Origin of the sequence: Pseudoalteromonas sp. McH1-42 (genome assembly GCF_022347845.1) — a bacterium.
Lineage (GTDB): Bacteria > Pseudomonadota > Gammaproteobacteria > Enterobacterales > Alteromonadaceae > Pseudoalteromonas > Pseudoalteromonas rubra_D.
Genome location: NZ_JAKRFU010000032.1, coordinates 14389 through 32713, shown reverse-complemented (window position 1 = coordinate 32713; position 18325 = coordinate 14389). Strand labels below are relative to the sequence as shown.

The window sequence follows — 18325 nt, the reverse complement described above, 5'->3', positions numbered from 1 at the left end:
AATAACTTTATCCTTGTTACTTAAAGTTGGACATACTATCGGCAAACAAGCTCATAACTTTAGGAAGGTTGAGGGCCGTTAGGGGTTATCCGGGAGTCTTTAGGTGTGCTGTTCGTTCACTCGATTGGTTGCGTGAACTACGTCAGAACAGTAAAGCCAACTCCGAGGGACAAAGAGGCACCTTTGTCATCATCCCTGGGTTTGTTGGCTTGCCAGGCCTGTTCAGGAAGGAAATGAAAATCCGGCGGGGTAGCGATGAAAGCCATCAAAGTCGCCTTTGCCCAGGGGAATGCCTGCGGCGCGCAGTATTGCGTATGCCATTGAGAAGTGAAATAAAAAGTTGGGCCAGGCATAAAGCTGAAAGTACTTCTCAGGCTCCAGAGTATGGTTGGTAAATCCCGCCACAAAAGTAATACTTGTGGGCATCTCATCCAATGAGACGTCTTGTAATTGCGTTAGATAGTCCAGAGTGTCGTCGATTTCTTCTTGTAAATCTGCGAGGCTCACAACGGGGCGCTTGAAGTTCGCGACTTCTCGATTAAATAAAGGACAGCAGCATCGTAACGAGAGTGCGGCGGCGGTTGAAACTTGCTGGTGAAATGGAAACATGTCAGGGCTTAGACGACGCATTAGTAGCTCATCTTTAATGTCGTCGCGTGCCAGTATTGCTTGCAATTGATTCAGATAATGTACGAATGGCTCAATAATATCGGTCATGTTTCCCTCGTTTAGACAAGTCAAATAAGCGAAAAACTATGTGCGCGACAAGCTGGTAAGCAGCACTTTGTTTTGTTAACAAATCTAAGCGCCTAAAAATACGCTTAATTATTACTTTCAAATACCTACAACAAATGTAGTAGATAAAATCAGAGACAGTTTTAGTTTAACGGAACGTTTAAAAAACGTGACTTTAAATGTTTTTTTGTGTACCTTCTTGAGTTCGCTGGCGGATAGCTTATGTGCTTAATTTTAGACACAAGCTTCTCAAGCTGCCAGCGCGTTGTCCTGAGGGCAGGCATGTCTTGTGTGCCTGTCGCTGTAGGAGTGAACGAGCTCCAGAATTACAAGAATAAAGACAATCCATAAGGAAATTTTAATGCTTAAAATGTCAAAACTGGCGAAGGCTTATTACACGGATACGGTAAAAACTCAAGCACTGCAACCATTTGACCTGGAAGTTCAGCAGGGCGAGTTTGTTGCTGTTATTGGTCCTTCAGGGTCAGGTAAAACAACCTTCCTGAACATTGCTGGATTGCTGGAAGAATATTGCGAAGGGCAGTATTTGCTCGATGGTAACGATGTCACAGGTCTGTCCGATAAGCAAAAGTCGCGCTTACGAAATGAGAAAATCGGTTTTATCTTTCAGGGATTTAATCTGATCCCTGAACTGAATTTATTCGACAATGTTGAAATGCCACTGCGCTATCGCAGCTTTAGCGCCAGTGAGCGCAAGCAACGTGTTATGGATGCCTTGCAGCAGGTCGGTCTGGCAAGTCGAAAAGATCATTACCCACAACAACTCTCTGGTGGCCAACAGCAGCGTGTTGCAATCGCACGTGCGTTGGCGGGCAGCCCGGCATTTTTGCTGGCAGATGAACCCACTGGTAACCTGGATTCAAAAATGGCTGATGGCATCATGTCTCTGCTTAAGGACATCAACGCCAAAGGCACGAGTATTTTGATGGTGACACACGACACGGAGCAGGCCAGTCAGGCACAGAGGATCATAGAGATTAAAGACGGTGTACTGAGTGAGCGTCTTGCCCCAGAGCAGGCGATTGCTTAGGAACACATATGTTAAGTTATTATTTTAAGCTGGCATGGCTCAGCTTACGCAAAACGCCATTGCTGAGTGTGCTTATGGTGAGCACTATTGCTTTGGGTATTGCTGCAGCTATGGTGACATATACTGTGAGTTATATGATGACCAAAGATCCGCTGCCAGAGAAAAGTGATAGGGTGTTTACCGTGCAGTTAAGCTCCTGGGGTCCTGATCAGCCATATTTGATGGTCGATGGCCAAGAAGAGATACCCGCAATGGTTTCTTACCGGGATGCCCGGAGTCTCAAAGCAGCCGCCAAGGCGAAACAGGAAACAGCTATCGGATTGTTTAAAATAATGAGCCGGGCTGAGGAGCAAAACCGCCGGGATGCGCAGATGCGCATGATACGTACCACTCACAACGATTTCTTTTCAATGTTTCAGGTGCCATTTTTATACGGTAATGCCTGGTCTGAACAGGATGACAGCTCGGGTAATCCGGTGGTTGTGATCACCAAAGCTCTGAACGATGAGTTGTTTGGAGGAGCCAATTCGGTGGGCCGCCATATTGTGATGGGCGAGTCGCTGATGCAAATTGTGGGCGTTATGGACGACTGGTTTCCCATCCCGAGGTTCTATTATTTATCTTCACAGGCATATCAGAACCCAGAGGCGCTGTTTGTGCCGCTTGAATACCAGATTAATCAACAGATTTTTTCTCATAACGACGTAACCTGGTCCTGTTGGCAGGACGTTGAAGATGTCGATTTTAGTGTCTTTATTGCGTCTGATTGTATTTGGCTGTTTTATTGGGCTGAGCTGGAGTCTGCCGAAGACAGAGCTGATTACATGGATTTTATCAATGCTTATGTTGATGAGCAGAAATCGACAGGTCGTTTTGCCAGGGAGAATCTTAGCCGGTTATTCACCATTGATGACTATCTGCGCTGGGCTGAGGTCCTCAGTAACGAAAACGACATGGCAGTGTGGCTGGCATTTGCCTTTTTATTGGCCTGTTTGCTCAACTGTATGAGCCTGATGATGACAAAGTTTTACGGTAAGGGCAGTGAAATCGGACTGCGGCGAGCAGTAGGAGCCAGTCGTAACGACATCTGTTGGCAATTTCTCTGTGAGGCATTTCTGATTGGTATCTTAGGAGGGGTATTGGGGTTGATATTTGCGCAGCTTGGATTGCAGCTAATCCAGCAAATATTCACTTATCTCAATGTCACCGTTATGCAAATGGACCTGAATATCATGCTGATGACTTTGATTCTGTCTGTCGTGACCAGCGTGTTATTTGGCTTGTGGCCAATTTATCGTGCAGCGCAGATCCAGCCATCCAGTCAGCTTAAGAGTTTGTAGGAGGAAGTCATGAAGGATTTTACCGTCATTCTTAAATCTCTTTGGCACAGTAAAACGTCTCCTTTGCTGTTGGTGTTACAGATAGCCGTGACATTTACCATTTTTGTCAATGCCGTTTATATGGTGATGCAAAAGCACGAAAAAGTGACAGCACCCAGTGGTGTCAATGAACAGCAGGTGTTTTCCTTATTTATTAACTTACAGGAAACCGGTGAGGCTCGTGTTGCTGAGTTTGAGCAAGTAGTACGCGATATTAAGAGCCTGGACAGTGTTGATAATGCTATCCCTGTGACCTCTGTGCCACTGAGTGGGTTTGGTCGCTCCGTCGATATTGGCTATGGCCCGGCTGATGAAGATAAGCTCACCTCAAGCGGATATTACGGCAGTAACTATGACAGCCTCGATACCTTGGGTTTGCAACTAGTTGCAGGTCAATGGTTTGAAAGAAGTGACGTCTCGCACTCTTTTTTTGGTGCACGATCAGGCGGAAAGGTTCTAATCTCCAAAGCACTCGCACAAACATTACACCCGGATAACTGGCGCGAAGTGCTGGGCAAGACGCTGTATGTGCACAATGAACCACAGCAGGTGATCGGTGTTGTGGACGACCTCAAGGCGGTCTGGAGCTTTTGGCGACTTTTTGATCATGCTGTACTGTCCCCCACATTTGAGGTTCGGGACAAAGTGGGCATTATGGTAAAAGCACAGGCAGACACGCTTGATCAGGCAATACTGGATGTTAAAGATCTGCTGCTCATGACGCCTGGCAGGCAAATTGATAAGCTGAAGCCGTTCACTCAGACCCGAGAGGAAAGCTACCGAACAGACGTTGCTGAATTGCAAACGTTGCAGCTTGTTCTGGTGGGGTTATTGATCCTGACTATGCTGGCCATTTTCGGTCAGGCCCGGTTTGCCATTCTGAAGCGCCGTAAACAAATTGGCACCCGTCGCGCGCTGGGGGCGAATCAGTTTCAGGTGTTGCGTTACTATATGTTAGAGAATTTTATAGTGACTTTGATTGGTGTGGTCCTTGGTATGATCTGTGCTGTGTTGGTCAATACGCAGCTGGTGAGCTATTTCGGTCTCATGCCGGTACCAGCTGATTATTTGACGGCGGGCGCAGTGATAATTCTGCTTGCTGGTCAATGTGCTGTGTTTCAGCCTGCATGGCAGGCTGCGCGTGTTTCGCCAGCGCTGGCGACACGCAGTGTTTAAAGTTCAGGTCACATGATGTGACCTGAATTGAAAGGAAATACAATTAAAATAATAAAGGAATAAGTATGCTGCCCAATTCAACTCGGTCAAACTTGTTTGTACCTATTTCAGCCACTTTTCAATCTGTCCCTTGGGGGTGGGTATGTTAATCGGTTACTACTTTAAACTTGCCTGGCTTAGTCTCAAAAAGACGCCTTTGTTAAGCATTCTGATGATTGGCACGATAGCGATGGGGATTGCAGCCACCATGATCACCTCGACCGTCAGCATCATGATGGCACAAGATCCCTTACCCGAAAAAAGTGATCGGGTTTTCTCCGTACGCCTTAGTAGCTGGAGCCCGGATAAAGCGTATCAATTGGCAAAAGGAGAGGAAGTGATCCCACCTATGCTGACCTATATGGATACCATGAATTTGTTAGGGGACAGCAAAGGCCTGCGACAAAGTGCGGCGGTGATGTACAAAAGTATGGTGCGCAGCGAAAGTCAAACTGACAAAGAGGCCAAAATGTTGCGCTTCAACTCCGTCAACAATGACTTTTTTGCCATGTTTAACGTGCCGTTTTTATATGGTGCCCCCTGGTCAGATCAGGAAGACCGAGATGGGGCTGCATTGGTGATCCTGGACAAGCAAACAAACGACCGGTTGTTCTCAGGTGCTAATTCAGTCGGGCAGCACCTGTATATCGGAAATCATCTGGCAAGAATAGTTGGAGTCATTGACAGCTGGTCTCCGCTTCCGCAGGTATTTCATGGGCCACATCATGCGCATAATTTGCCTTTCCCTTTGTTCACCCCCTTTCAGTTTCAGGTCAACAATAACCTGTTGTCGAAAGGTGAAATGGGCTGGCAATGCTGGGCGCCATTGGGTGATGGCACACTGGAAACTTTCCTGGCATCTGAGTGCGTATGGATCCGCTACTGGGTTGAACTGGAAGCGGCTACGCAACGCGGCGACTACATGGATTATATTAATGCCTATGTGGAAGAGCAAAAAAGTGGTGGGCGATTTGCGCGGGAGAATCTGAGTAAGATTTTCAATATTACTGAGTCGCTGATTGAAGATCAGGTGGTGGAAGACGACGACTTTATTGCTGTCTGGCTAGCCGCTGCATTTCTTGTGGCTTGTCTGCTTAATTGTATGGGCCTGATGTTGATAAAGTTTTACGGCAAAGGCGCAGAGGTGGGTTTACGCAGAGCTGTGGGGGCCAGTAAGCAACACATCGCACTGCAGTTCGGTTGTGAAACTGTGTTGATTGGCATTTTAGGGGGATTCCTGGGGCTGGCCTTGGCACAACTGGGTCTGCGCATAACTGCAGATATATTTGCACATTTGCCCGCGGGTCTAATGCAGATGAGTTTGCCACTGGTGGTGATGACCGTTGTTCTGGCGGTGCTGAGTAGCACTTTGTTTGGCTTGTGGCCAATCTATCGGGCGGCGCAAACGCAGCCTTCAGCTCAGTTAAAGAGTTTATAGGAGCCAGACAATGAATGACTTAAAACCGATACTGACCACATTGTGGCGTGCTAAATCCGCGCCGCTCTTATTGATATTGCAAATTGCCGTAACTTTTACGATTTTGGTGAATGCGGTATATCTGATCATCCAAAAGGAAGCACTGCTGATTGAGCCAAGTGGACTGGATGAAGATGTGATTTTCACATTCCAGACCAACGTACAAAGCAGTGAACCGGAAGAAATGATCGCGCTGGTTAAACAGGATTTACGGGATATTCGTAGCTTATCCAGTGTTGAAAATGTGACTGTCATGAATGCATTTCCTTTGAGCGACTGGGGTAGCTATGCACTGACCGGGTTAGGTCCAACTGATGAAGACATGAATATCTACACGGGTTACTACACCGGAGATGAGCATGCCATCGACACGATGGGGCTGGAGTTAATTGCAGGTGAGGCACCGACAGAAGGTGAGGTACAAGACTCGATAGATTTTAGTGCAAATGTCACACAAGCGATTGTGTCTAAAGGGTTTGCTGAGCGCTTTTACCCGGATGACTGGCGTGCGATATTGGGCACTACTGTGTATTTGAATTATGAGCCTTATATTGTGAAGGGCGTGGTCAAAGAGTTGAAATCTGTCTGGCCTGGCTGGTACTCTCATGCCAATACGGTATTGGTTCCGTTACGACACATCAGCAACAATTATAAGGTCCTGGTGCGCGCCCGGGCAGGGGATCTTGAGCAGGCAAAACTACAAGTCGTAGAGCAGCTAATGAAGACACCGGGTCGCCATTTGGATAAACTGATGGACTATCAGCAGATGCGTGAAGATAAGTTCAAATCCGAGACTGCGGCAATCAAGACTCTGTACTGGGTCATTGTGGGGCTGGTGCTTCTGACATTGCTGGGCATTTTTGGTCAGGCGCGTTTTACCATTGTAAAGCGTCGCAAACAAATAGGTACGCGTAGGGCACTGGGCGCCAGTCGGGGAGACATTTTACGTTACTGTATGGCAGAGAATGCGATTGTGACCTTTATCGGCATTGTGCTAGGTGTGATCTGCGCGCTGCTTGCGAATGTTCAGCTGGTTAATCACTTTGATATGGCGCCAGTACCCGTTATTTATTTACTTCAAGTCGCAGGGGTTATTCTGATTGTTGGTCAACTGGCAGTGTGTCAGCCTGCCTGGATGGCGGCCAGAGTGTCTCCGGCGCTGGCAACTCGCAGTGTCTAACAGACTCAGGCAACACACTTAATGTAGTAGCCTCACAGCCAGGTTAAACTTTCCCCAAAAGGGGGCTTATGCACTCTTTTGGGGTTTTATTAATGTCATTTTATAGTCATTTTGTAATTTTGTTCTAACATTATATGAAACTAATGTTATCAGGAACGGGATTATGCATCAGCCAGACTTACTTCCAGTCGCAGATATCTTCTCTGAATCAATAAATAACAGTGGCTGTTACGGTGTTGTTAAGTACATAAAGGGAAGTCAAAGTGTTTATGTTAAACAGGTGTTTATTAATCGGCTTGGTAGCGGGGTAAAACCGGAGCTCAGCGCCGACGACATCGAATTCTTCCGCTATCTGGATTCCATTTTGCGTTATTGCTACGTACTGGTGTACGTTAAAAACGCCACAACGGGTGATTATGACAGTGCCATCTTCCTTGATGATTATGAAGCCATCCAGGGAATAAGCAAAGAAGAAGCACAACAACGCCTGGTTGATTTACACACTGTGGTGGGCTATCTAAAAACCGCAATGCAATAATGTGGTACCTATCTTAGGGATGTATGACAATGTTTTGTTGGTCACAGTGCTCAGCAAAGCAAGCCGTGATCACCACATTGCCCTGATAATCAGACAAAGGCAGCGTGGTTGAGGCATGTGGTTCATGATTGATATACCAGCGAACTGCATTATTTTGCGGATCACCTCCCCCCGATACCGTTAACTCTATTTTTGATACTTGCTGACGATAATAATGCTGACCAGTGCGTGGCTGGACGATACGTATCTGGTCGTTGCCAGCCTGTTGAGTGGGGGTATTATTCCGTGCTAGCCAGCTGGCAAGGTCGTCAGGCCAGCCTGGTTCTGTAACAAAATGTCCCTGGCTGTGCATTGTGGGTGGTGTCATGCCATTGAGGGTGTAGGCTGATAATTGTGTATGGCAAGCCTTGTCAGGGGTATTTTGATGTGCCAGACCACCCGGCCAGCAGATCTGTACTGGCTTGACCTGATCAGGTAAAGCCAGGCGATGTACATCTGCTGGAAGTAAGTCGAATACGTCAAACATCAAAGGCGCAGCGCGTGTTGCTCCCAAATATCCGACTATCGGGCTGGCATCAGGGCGACCGACCCAGACTGCCACCGTGTAGTCTGCGCTGACGCCAACTGCCCAGAAATCCCGGTAACCATAGCTGGTGCCGGTTTTCCAGGCGATTTTGCGACGATTGCTGGGGACGACCCGATCCGGTGCCGACAACTGACTAAGCATCTCAAATGTGATCCAGCTGGCAGCAGGAGAAAGCAAAGAATAATCCGCGCGCGGATAACGGGGGTTATGTGCGACAAGAGATAACTCACGTACTTTGCCCTGACTTGCCAGTGCGCGATATAAGCGCGCCAGTTCGATCAATTCAATCCCGGTGCCACCCAGTCCGACAGCGAGGTTAGCATGCTGATGATGCAGCTTAATCCGGGCATTGCTCAGCTGCCGTTCAAAGCGCTCGGCACCGATCCTATGTAGCAACTGAATCGCCGGCACATTGAGAGAGTGCTGCAAAGCTTTGCTGGCGCTCACTGGCCCATTAAATTGTCCGGTCAGGTTTTGCGGCTTATAGCCATCAAAGTTGCTGGGGATATCGCTCATCAGGCTTTGACTGTGGATCAGGCCCAGATCCAGTCCCAGCCCATAAATAAAGGGTTTTAATGTTGAACCGGGGGAACGCACCGCGCGGATCATGTCGACATGAGCGAACCGGCTGTCATCGTGAAAATCAACAGAACCTTGGTATGCCAATACTTCAGCGCGCTGATTATGCACTATCAGAACGGCAGCTGAACTTTTGCCGGTTAATCTGTGTTTTGTATTCGCCAGTAGCTTGCTGAGGCGCTGTTGTAGCGTATGATCTAAAGTGGTACGGATCACATGTTGACGTGGGTATTGGCGTTTGAGCTCACGGCTTAACAACGGCGCCAACGGGGGGTGGGTGTCAGAGGATAAGAGAACTGGCTCCTGACTCAATAGCGTGAGCTGCTCGGTATCCACAAGTTGGCTGTCGGCCAGTCGTCGAAGTACTTTGTTACGCATAGCTCTGGCACGATCAGGGTAACGATCCGGGCGGTTGTAAGACGGTTTTTGGGGTAATACGACTAATAAGGCTGATTGGTTAATCGATAAGTACCTGGCAGGTTTATTAAAGTAATGTCGCGATGCGGCTTCTACGCCCTCGATATTCCCGCCAAATGGTGCCAGGTTGAGATACAAAGTCAGGATCTCTGTTTTGCTATAGTGCCATTCCAGCTGTATGGCTCTGGCAATTTGCTTTAGTTTCCCAGAAATCGAGCGTTCATGTGGGTCAAGTAGCCGGGCTACCTGCATGGTCAGGGTTGAACCGCCAGAAATAATCCGGCCATTGGCCAGCCATTGCCACAGTGCTCTGCACAGTGCCAGTGGGTTGACGCCGGGGTGATAGTAAAACCAGCGATCTTCGTAATCTAGCAGGGCAGTTATATAAAATGGATCAACTTGCTCCAGAGAAATCTGATAGCGATGCACGCCTTGGTTGTCGCTAAAGGCGCGTAACTGTTGTCCATCGCGCGCCGTAACCACTGTGGCAGGACCATCCGGGTAGGGCTGGGGTAATGGGTATCGCCAGTCTAGCCAGCTCAGTAGCAGCAGACCCAACCCCCCAATTGCCAGAATAATTAGGCTGGGATTCCTGCACAGTCGTATTTGCCTAGCGGATATCACATTGGTGCCCTTGTGACATATCAGCGCTCGACCTCTAACTGATAGGGGTACTGCCAGTAAATGACATGTTTATGGGGCCGGTACATAGATTCCAGGTAACTGGGTGGTACCTGGTAAACCCCGGGGGTTTCTGCTCGGAGTACATAAGCAAACTGGTATTTTTGGGTCGTGAGCTTGAGTGCCGCAACATATCGATCATTACGGTACTCAGTGTGCTCTGTGGAGGTCAATGTGACGTGCTCAGGCAGTAACTGTGAAACCGGAAATCCTTGCATTAAAGCCGGGTTCTCAAGTACAAATCCTGCGGGTATACGCTCAATTAAGAGTGCATCCGGTACGGGCTCTTTGGTCTGTAAATCAAGCACTACGACCACGCGCTCGCCGACTTTAAAACGGGTCTTATCTAAAGGTTGGCCATTTAAGTCAAACAGGCGTCTGACCATCCGCTTGGTTTTCAGGGTGTTAAACGGACTAATCTCATTAGCGATACTGGGATCCAGTTTGAGACGGCCTTTCGCCATCAATTGGACATAAACTGGTTCGTCATGTGGGTTGCGTAGTGTCATCGTTTGCGCAAGTGTATGACTGATCACCGCAGGGTGCTGCAATTGCTGGTCATTGATTTCCAGTCGCACGGGGTTATCTGGGTCGGCCTTATTGACGTGTACGGCAGTACGCAGCAAAGCGGCACGCTCTTGCGTGCTGAGCCAGGTTTTCAGGGCTTGATCTGGCAGTTGCTCTAGCAAGCTTGCCTGTAGTGCACGTGACTGAGTGCGTAGTGCGGTATGCTTTGCCAGTTTCGTCAATATCAGGGCGGACTGTGCATCGTCACGCAGCACAGAGCCGTAATCGGCAATGTAGGTGTCAGTACGATTAAGTGTGCTGGCTTGCCTGAGCAGTAACGCTGCCTGTTGGGTCGCACCGACATTGGCCAGGGCCGACGCCATATGCAGTATGCTTAACCTGGACGGATAATCGGTGATCCGCAAGGACTCTAAGTCGCTGTAGCTTACCTGGCCGCGCTCACTGGCCAGATAAGCCGCAAAGCTTTTTGCCGCGGTTGCTTCATACGCGTCCTGGCTGAGGTCATCGACCAGGTTATCTCGGGTGTATCTGAGCATACGATAGTGTGCTCGGTTAAGCATACTTTGTGGAACTGTGCCTGGAAAACGGTTTTGCGCCTCAGTTAAAAACTCTGTGACGTAAGCACTTAACCAGGGATGTTCTGTGCCCTGGCTATCCCACAGAGCAAAACCACCATTGGGTTTTTGCATGGTCTTAAGCTGTTGCACTGCCTGACTGACCAGTGTGCGAGGGTCGTTTAGTTGTTCAGCTTCTGCCTGTTTGCTCTGCAGTGCTTGTTGTAAAGCACCATCAAGCTGCGGGTGCTTAAGTAGAAACGGCCAGGCTTTACTGGTGGTCTGCTCTGCACAGCCATAAGGGTAGGCACGCAAAGCGGTGGCATATTCCCGGATAGGTAATCTGGGCGTATGACTGGCGTAAAGGGTACCTGCATTTGCCTTATCGACATGTAATCCTTGCCAAAGTGCCGGGCTGATTTGATGGCTCTGTCCGGGAGAGAGTACCAGACTGGTGGCCTGTACTATGTCAGGCTCAATGGCTTTGACGGGCACAGACCAGCTGCGTGTTTGTGTGATATCCGCACTCTGCAACTCAATTTGCACGGTTGCAGTGTGTGACAAGGGAGCGTTGGCAACCACCAGGCGAAGGGTTTTGTGCCAATGTGCCTGGTCGTCCAGCGTCACTGTGAAAGAAGTGTCTGCGGTAAACTGAACAGGGCCAGAAGGCTGGAGGCTGACGGACAAGGTCTGCTTTCGGCCACTGACGTTATGCAAGTCCAGTGTGACGGAAGTTTCATCGCCCGGGACTAAAAAGCGCGGAACGCTGAGCTCTGAAATAACAGGGGTGCTGACCGGTCGGGAGTCGACGTAGTGACCTACCTGAGATTGATTGAAAGCGGTCGCGACGATTTGAACTTCGCCGTTGTAGTCTGGCATATCGAGCGTGATGCTCGCTTTGCCGTCAATCAGTTGCACCGGTTGAGTCATCAGGATCACGGTTTTGCTTTCGACCAGGTTATCATTTCTGTTATCACTGCGTTCATTGCTGTCACTGCCAAAGCGGGACTGTGCAAACGGGTCGGGGCGGTTATCATAGCGTCGAGAGTACAAATCAACCACATCACCTCCGTAACGACGTTGATTAAACAGGTAATGATGCGGGTCTACCGGGTAATAGCGGCTCAGGTTCAGGATCCCTTTATCAACGATGGACAAAGTTACCCAGCTATTGCTGGCCTCAGTTTCCGCCATATTGCTAGCCTGGATCTCGACTGTGAGCGGTTTGAGAGGCTCTATCTTGTCTGGTAAAGTCAGGCCAAGTACCAGCTCGCGATCTTTGCGCGCTAGCTTAACAGGGACAATCCCAAAATGACGCTGCAGCGCGCTGGATTGGCCACTGAGCAAGGTCGCACTGAGGTACAGGTCGTGACGAGCCAACGTTTGATCTAAAGGCACGCGCAGCGTCGTCTTTCCTTTGCGTACGGTGTGACTTTGTGACCACAGCACTTTATCAGTCTCCAGCGCCAATTGCAGTTGCCCATCAGCCGGGGCCTCCAATTCGACCGTTACGACTTCGCCGGCCCGATAATGGGTTTTATCCAGTTGCACAGTGAGATGTTGTGGTTTGGCCTTAAGTTGCTGATAACCCCGATACCAGCCAGCGTAAAAGTCATAAACGGTTTTAATCTGACTGTTTACGTCAGTGACGGTTAGCCTATAGTTGCCCCAGTTGACAGGGAAGCGCACTGTGTGAGTGTTCTGGTTTAGCTTGACGGTTTGTCTGGCTTCACTGCGCCACTGTGGCTGAGACTGACGACGCCAGCCTATGCCTTCCTCATAAAACCAGAAGTAACGACCCTGGTCGTAACTGAGTTCGACTTCCAGCTGACCACTTGTTAGCTGCTGACCATCTGGACTCAACAGCGCCAGTTCAAACTCTGCGTCCGTGGCGTATTTAAACTCCGCCTGTGCGGGTTTCACCGCTGGTAGCGGGTGGGATTTCCAGCTGGTGTAACTTAGCTGGCGTTGCACCGCTGCACCGCCGGACTCTAGCAGGCTTAAATTGACTTGGGTTTTTACTGGACTTTTGAGCGCCCCGGCAGGCACTGTGGGGAGGGTCAGTGCCAGTGTTCCCTGCTCGGATAAGTGCTGATCAGGCAGGGTCTGAAACCGATTGCTCAGGTAAAAATCTTCGCCCACAAAAAAATCGGCATAGGGACCCGTATAATGACGCACGGCACGATGAACCAAACTGGCTTTTAACGTATTGCCTGCGGCTGGGCTGCCAAACAAGTAACGCCCATGTACTGAGACCGCCATAGAGGAGCCTGCATTGACAAATGGCTGTTGTCCGCTGAAGGTTAAATCCATTCGCTCAGGCACAAACTCTTCCAATTGAAATTCAAAATGACCGATTGCGGACTGAGCAGTGGGGTCGAGCATTACCGACACTTTATAGCGTCCGGTAGGCCAGCTTTTTCCTGTATGCAGGCGCTTACTAAAGAAGCCGCCCTGTTGAGGGCTCAGTTGCTCGCGAAGCATTTCCTCTTGTAAGGGGTTGGTTACGCTTAGCGTAACGGGTTGATCGACAATTGCGACGCCATCGGCATCTCGCAAAAGAATGTTCACGGGTAAAGCTTCACCCGGTTTAACCAGATCTCGGTTGCTGTATATGTAGGCTTCCTGCTCCTGATAGGGTCGACCACCAATCTGGTATTCGGATAAATCCAGCGGGACTTCCTTGATGGGCAACAATGCCAGATCAGGTTCGTCCTGCTCACCGTACTCAGCAACGATGATGTCATCACGGTTCAGTGTGATGTCGAAATGCACGGCACCCTGGGTATCGGTTTTGGCCTCGCGCAGTAGTTCATGCTTGCGGTAGGCTTTAACCCTGGCGCCTGCGACTGGCAGCCCATTGGATAGCCGATTGACCTGAAAGCTGGCATGGCGTTTAAACACTTTGGCCTGTATACCCAAATCAGTCAGTAACAGGTGCTTTGCCTGTAAATCATTAAACATGCCAGGGGCTTTTAATACGATGATATACCAGCCGCTGAGCAGGGATTTGGGAATGGGTAATCGGGCTGACTGAGTACCTTTTTTGGTACTGGTGGGCAATGTAAATCGGTCAGCAAAGACACTGTCGTAGGCGTATTGCAGTCTATCCAGAGAGCTGGGATAGAGCTTGTCTGTCAGGTAGTAACGGCTAAGAAAGTCGTGCGCACTGTTGAGCCGCAGCAATTCCACATCCACAGCATCGATGTGTTGATAGGTAATTGGAATAGACTGGTTGGATCCTTTGGCGACCACAGGTCCCGAACCAACAATGGCCAGTTTAGGTTGCTGCATGACTTTGGCGTGAGCTTGAATGCCCGCTTGTAATAAGAAGACAAAAAAGAAAACAAACACAGCGATGGAATGAAAGGGGGTCTTACCCGACATGTTAAAGCTCCTTGGGCCTGCACAGGGTGCAGCTGGGTTTTGGATAGTTCCTTGGTTGCCAGTAACGGCGTCGTAAGATCATATCATACATCGGATTATCAATCTGGGGGTCAGTAACGCGATAACAGAGTGTAGTACATCAGCGTGAACCGTGAGTGAAGCACGAAGCATTGCCCCGGCAGATACACTGAGAGTAAAATGGTGAATTGGTACAGTTGAACAGTGATATGTGTAGTATGTCTGGGGGAGTAAATATGATATTACCGGTTATTTTGTGTGGCGGCTCCGGAACCCGGCTATGGCCCATGTCGCGCGAACGCTACCCCAAACAGTTTTTACAGCTGGGTTCTGAGCATACGCTTTTACAGGACACCTTGCTGAGGCTTGAGCCAGGCAGCAATCAGCCAGCATTGGTGATTTGCAATGAAGTACACCGGTTTATTTGTGCTGAGCAAATGCGCGCCATAGGCTATCAGGCTGGTGGGATTATACTAGAACCAGAAGGGCGCAACACGGCACCGGCCATTGCACTGGCAGCGCTCAAAGCCTGCAAAAATGGTGACGATCCAATATTGCTTGTACTGGCGTCAGATCATTACATTGGTGATGTCTCGGCATTCCGCCAGAGTATTGAACGGGGTTTGGCTTTGGCGCAGGGAGGCAAATTGGTGACCTTTGGTATTGCGCCCGACAGCCCGCATACAGGGTACGGATACATTAAATGTGGCTCGCCCCTTACTCATGATGCCGGCGATGATATAGGCGCTGAGGTAGCTGCGTTTATCGAAAAGCCTGACGAGCAAACAGCACAGGGTTATCTTGAGCAAGGCGGTTATTTCTGGAACAGTGGCTTATTTTTATTTCGAGCAAGTGATTACTTAAAAGAGTTGGCGCAGTACAGACCTGATATTTTGCAGGCTTGTGAGCAGGCGATGGCAGAGCCGCAAGTTGATCTGGATTTTACCCGAGTCAATCGTGAGGCGTTTTTAGCCGCTCCTTCTGAATCAATAGACTATGCCGTAATGGAGCATACCGAGCATGCTGCAGTCGTTCCCCTAAATGCGCAGTGGAACGACATCGGGAGCTTCGAAGCGCTTTGGCAAACACTGAGCAAAGACTCCCAGAACAATGCCCATATCGGGAATGTCATGGCGCTGAATACGCGGGATAACCTCGTCCTCGCACAGGATCGCTTGGTGGCGACAGTAGGAGTGCAGGATCTGGTGGTCGTTGATACCAAAGATGCCTTGTTGGTGGCCCACCGCAATCAGAGTCAGACGATTAAGTCATTGGTGGATGAGCTGAAAGATCGTGAATTAGCGCAAGTAACAGACCACAGAGAAGTTTACCGACCCTGGGGCAAGTATGACATTGTTGATCAGGATCAGCGCTTTTTGGTCAAGCGGATCACGGTCAGGCCCGGACACAGCTTGTCGCGACAATTGCACTATCACCGGGCGGAACATTGGGTGGTTGTGTCAGGCACTGCTGAAGTGGAGATCGGTGAAGAGCGTCGCTTATTATGCGAGGATCAGTCGGTGTTTATTCCTGCAACTGTGGTACATCGGCTCAGCAATCCCGGTAAAGTTGATTTACAACTGATAGAGGTGCAATCGGGCAGTTATTTGGAGGAAGATGACATTATCCGGTTTGAGGATGATTATACCAGAGGGCCGCATGACAACAGCTAATTGCACAGAGATCATTGCGCAAAGTGGTATTCAGTTTGGTACCAGTGGTGCCAGAGGGCTTAATGACGGGTTTACGGCTCAGGTGTGTCAGGCTTTTATGGTTGCTATGATTGCACAACTAAAACCACGTTATGGCTTTAGTGGTGTTGTGGTGGGGATGGATAACCGTCCTTCCAGCCCGAAGATAGCGCAATATTGTGTCAGTGCGTTACATGCTTTAGGGGTGACAGTGCAGTTTGCCGGGGTGTTGCCAACGCCTGCATTGGCCTTGTATGCACAACGAAGTAAGAGGGCTGCGGTCATGGTGACTGGCAGTCATATCCCCTTTGATCGCAATGGACTTAAGTTTTATCACCCCTATGGTGAAATAGACAAAGCCGATGAAGCGGCTATTGTGGCTTGTCGGGCTGTCCCAAGCCCAATAAACATGCAACCTCTGCCAGACCCCGATCATAAGATAAGTGCGCCGTATTTATCTCGTATGCTGGATGTTTTTCCGGCTGACTTATGCGCCGGGCTGACCATTGGTGTGTATCAGCACACCAGCGCCGGGCGTGATTTATACGTTGCTGTGCTAGAGGCACTGGGCGCGAAGGTAATTTGCCTGGGGCGCAGTAGTGAGTTTGTCCCGATTGATACTGAAGCTGTCAGCGAGCAGGATAAATCCCTTGCCTTGCAATGGACCAGGGAGCATCATTTAGATTTGTTATTCAGTACGGATGGCGACGGTGACAGACCCATGATAGCCGACCATTCAGGGCATTGGCTCAGAGGCGATATACTGGGCCTGTTGTGTGCCAAAGCACTGGGTATTGAGGCGCTGAGCGTGCCGCTGAACTGTAACACCTCACTGGAGCTGTGTGGAGAGTTCAAGCAGGTTAGGCGCACACGAATAGGCTCTCCATATGTGATTGAGCAACTGACTCATTTAGCTGACATATACCCCACAGTTGCCGGGTTTGAAGCCAATGGAGGGTTTTTGCTGGGCACAGATATTATGATTAACGGTAAAGCCATTGAACGTTTGCCGACCCGGGATGCATTACTCCCGCTACTGGCCATCTTGTATCTGGTCAAGCAACGAGGCACTACATTGGCACAGCTAACGCGTCAATATGCGATGCGTTATACTGCCAGCGATCGTTTGCAAGGGGTTACACGGGCCAGCTCAGACTCGTTGTTAGCCACATTGCAGACACAACCGCAGAGGCTTGCCGATGTGCTTAAGTGTGATTGTGTGGCCACCGTTGCGAGCACTCTGGATGGTGTACGTTTTTTGCTCGATGATGACTGTGTTGTACACCTGAGGCAATCGGGCAATGCGCCTGAGCTGCGCTGTTATACCGAAGCATCATCGCAGCAACAGGCAGGTGAATTGGTCAGGACACTGTTGGGGGCGTTGGCGCAGCAGTTGTCTACGCCTGCACCAGGCAGTTGATCCGGGTTAGCAAGTCCTGCGGTGCAGTATCACGAGTATCATTCAGGTACTCCTCAAATGGAGGGTAATCAACCAGCTCCAGCCCACTTTGCGGTAGCCATTGGCCAAACAGCCAGTTGTAGGATTGCTCCAGCTCACTGTAATCCCCTTTAAAAATCAGTGAGACCAAATTACCCGCAGGAATGGTGACGGCCTCAAAGGTGTCTTGATCGAACTCAGTGCCTGGGGGCAAAGTGATACAGGCCATGGCCCGCAGATTGTCCTGCACTACTGTTTGTGGATCGTCATAGTAAATGCCAAAGTAACGGGTCTGCTCATTAATTAGGCCTTTACTGCCTGCCATCATCCCGAGTTTTTCGAAGGTTTTTCCTATTTGCATATAGTCTCCCTGATGAGCGAGGCCAATAAGGGTTAATGCGTTTTGTTGCGTTTTTTCTACCTGGTACATGGTGTTGTACTCCTGTGGTTGAGCTGGATAAAACGCAGCGCTTTGCAGAGTATCGCTTAGCTGTTGCTGGCGAAATTGATTGGGGGTCATACCATAATGACGGCTGAATGCGCGGTTAAAGGCTTCAACGCTGCCATAGTTTACCCGTTTTGCTATCTGCTGCTGAGTGAGTGTGCTGCGAACTAAGTAGGATGCCGCTTTCAACATGCGCATACGTCTTACTGTGGCGTTCACCGGTTCACCCATAAACTCGCGAAATATGCGATGGAAGTGGTAACACGACATACAGGCCACGTCAGCCAGTGTGTTTACGTCCAAATCCTGATCAACATGATCATACATATAATCAATCACCCGCAGCAGACGCTGTTGATAGTGGTTGAGTGTGGCGATACGTGTTGTCATGATGCTTTCTCGCTTCGGTTATAGGCTAGTCAGTTT

Annotated in this window: 12 protein-coding genes; 8 read left to right on the top strand and 4 right to left on the bottom strand. The window is 49.4% G+C overall.

Going from position 1 to position 18325, the window contains the following annotated elements:
- Nucleotides 1–222: 222 nt before the first annotated feature.
- Nucleotides 223–717: a DUF1993 family protein gene (locus MHN31_RS22080; RefSeq protein WP_239445336.1), complete on the bottom strand. Its 495-nt coding sequence runs from the start codon at nt 715–717 to the stop codon at nt 223–225.
- Nucleotides 718–1096: 379 nt separating this feature from the next.
- Between MHN31_RS22080 and MHN31_RS22075 the strand changes: the two genes are divergently transcribed.
- The 6 genes from MHN31_RS22075 to MHN31_RS22050 all read left to right on the top strand — a co-directional run bounded on the left by MHN31_RS22075 (nt 1097) and on the right by MHN31_RS22050 (nt 7575).
- The gene (locus tag MHN31_RS22075) at nt 1097–1786 is read left to right on the top strand and encodes an ABC transporter ATP-binding protein (RefSeq protein ID WP_010386899.1); all 690 of its coding nucleotides are present in this window, start codon (nt 1097–1099) and stop codon (nt 1784–1786) included.
- Between the two features lie 8 nt (nt 1787–1794).
- A complete protein-coding gene (locus MHN31_RS22070) occupies nt 1795–3126 on the top strand; it encodes an ABC transporter permease (RefSeq protein WP_239445335.1) in 1332 nt (443 codons plus the stop codon).
- Nucleotides 3127–3135: 9 nt separating this feature from the next.
- Nucleotides 3136–4341, top strand: a complete 1206-nt coding sequence (locus MHN31_RS22065) for an FtsX-like permease family protein (RefSeq protein ID WP_194867930.1) — start codon at nt 3136–3138, stop codon at nt 4339–4341.
- A 142-nt stretch (nt 4342–4483) separates the two neighbouring features.
- Nucleotides 4484–5818, top strand: a complete 1335-nt coding sequence (locus MHN31_RS22060; RefSeq protein WP_125562772.1) for an ABC transporter permease — start codon at nt 4484–4486, stop codon at nt 5816–5818.
- Between the two features lie 10 nt (nt 5819–5828).
- Nucleotides 5829–7037, top strand: a complete 1209-nt coding sequence (locus MHN31_RS22055) for an FtsX-like permease family protein (RefSeq protein WP_125562770.1) — start codon at nt 5829–5831, stop codon at nt 7035–7037.
- A 163-nt stretch (nt 7038–7200) separates the two neighbouring features.
- On the top strand, nt 7201–7575 hold the full coding sequence (locus MHN31_RS22050; RefSeq protein ID WP_010386894.1) for a hypothetical protein: 375 nt from the start codon (nt 7201–7203) through the stop codon (nt 7573–7575).
- Between the two features lie 13 nt (nt 7576–7588).
- Here the strand turns inward: MHN31_RS22050 and pbpC are convergent, their stop codons facing one another.
- Both pbpC and MHN31_RS22040 read right to left on the bottom strand, forming a co-directional pair.
- Nucleotides 7589–9781, bottom strand: a complete 2193-nt coding sequence (pbpC, locus tag MHN31_RS22045; RefSeq protein ID WP_239445334.1) for a penicillin-binding protein 1C — start codon at nt 9779–9781, stop codon at nt 7589–7591.
- Nucleotides 9782–9801: 20 nt separating this feature from the next.
- Nucleotides 9802–14307 (bottom strand): MG2 domain-containing protein, encoded by a 4506-nt coding sequence (locus tag MHN31_RS22040; protein WP_239445333.1) that lies wholly within the window; start codon nt 14305–14307, stop codon nt 9802–9804.
- Between the two features lie 254 nt (nt 14308–14561).
- Here MHN31_RS22040 and MHN31_RS22035 point away from each other — a divergent pair, with 254 nt between their 5' ends.
- Both MHN31_RS22035 and MHN31_RS22030 read left to right on the top strand, forming a co-directional pair.
- On the top strand, nt 14562–15998 hold the full coding sequence (locus MHN31_RS22035) for a mannose-1-phosphate guanylyltransferase/mannose-6-phosphate isomerase (protein ID WP_239445332.1): 1437 nt from the start codon (nt 14562–14564) through the stop codon (nt 15996–15998).
- Entirely contained in the window at nt 15985–17436 is a 1452-nt protein-coding gene (locus tag MHN31_RS22030; RefSeq protein WP_239445331.1) for a phosphomannomutase, read from the top strand. Before MHN31_RS22035 ends, MHN31_RS22030 begins: the two co-directional genes overlap by 14 nt.
- Here the strand turns inward: MHN31_RS22030 and MHN31_RS22025 are convergent.
- A complete protein-coding gene (locus MHN31_RS22025) occupies nt 17414–18289 on the bottom strand; it encodes an AraC family transcriptional regulator (protein WP_239445330.1) in 876 nt (291 codons plus the stop codon). The genes MHN31_RS22030 and MHN31_RS22025 overlap by 23 nt on opposite strands.
- Between the last annotated feature and the right edge of the window lie 36 nt (nt 18290–18325).

Excerpts from the sequence above, each read along its gene's own strand:
- MHN31_RS22055 (WP_125562770.1), top strand. The coding sequence starts at position 5,829 with ATGAATGACTTAAAACCGATACTGACCACATTGTGGCGTGCTAAATCC.
- MHN31_RS22050 (WP_010386894.1), top strand. The coding sequence starts at position 7,201 with ATGCATCAGCCAGACTTACTTCCAGTCGCAGATATCTTCTCTGAATCA.
- MHN31_RS22070 (WP_239445335.1), top strand. The coding sequence starts at position 1,795 with ATGTTAAGTTATTATTTTAAGCTGGCATGGCTCAGCTTACGCAAAACG.
- MHN31_RS22030 (WP_239445331.1), top strand. The coding sequence starts at position 15,985 with ATGACAACAGCTAATTGCACAGAGATCATTGCGCAAAGTGGTATTCAG.
- MHN31_RS22080 (WP_239445336.1), bottom strand. The coding sequence starts at position 717 with ATGACCGATATTATTGAGCCATTCGTACATTATCTGAATCAATTGCAA.
- MHN31_RS22075 (WP_010386899.1), top strand. The coding sequence starts at position 1,097 with ATGCTTAAAATGTCAAAACTGGCGAAGGCTTATTACACGGATACGGTA.
- MHN31_RS22035 (WP_239445332.1), top strand. The coding sequence starts at position 14,562 with ATGATATTACCGGTTATTTTGTGTGGCGGCTCCGGAACCCGGCTATGG.
- MHN31_RS22065 (WP_194867930.1), top strand. The coding sequence starts at position 3,136 with ATGAAGGATTTTACCGTCATTCTTAAATCTCTTTGGCACAGTAAAACG.
- MHN31_RS22060 (WP_125562772.1), top strand. The coding sequence starts at position 4,484 with ATGTTAATCGGTTACTACTTTAAACTTGCCTGGCTTAGTCTCAAAAAG.
- MHN31_RS22040 (WP_239445333.1), bottom strand. The coding sequence starts at position 14,307 with ATGTCGGGTAAGACCCCCTTTCATTCCATCGCTGTGTTTGTTTTCTTT.
- MHN31_RS22025 (WP_239445330.1), bottom strand. The coding sequence starts at position 18,289 with ATGACAACACGTATCGCCACACTCAACCACTATCAACAGCGTCTGCTG.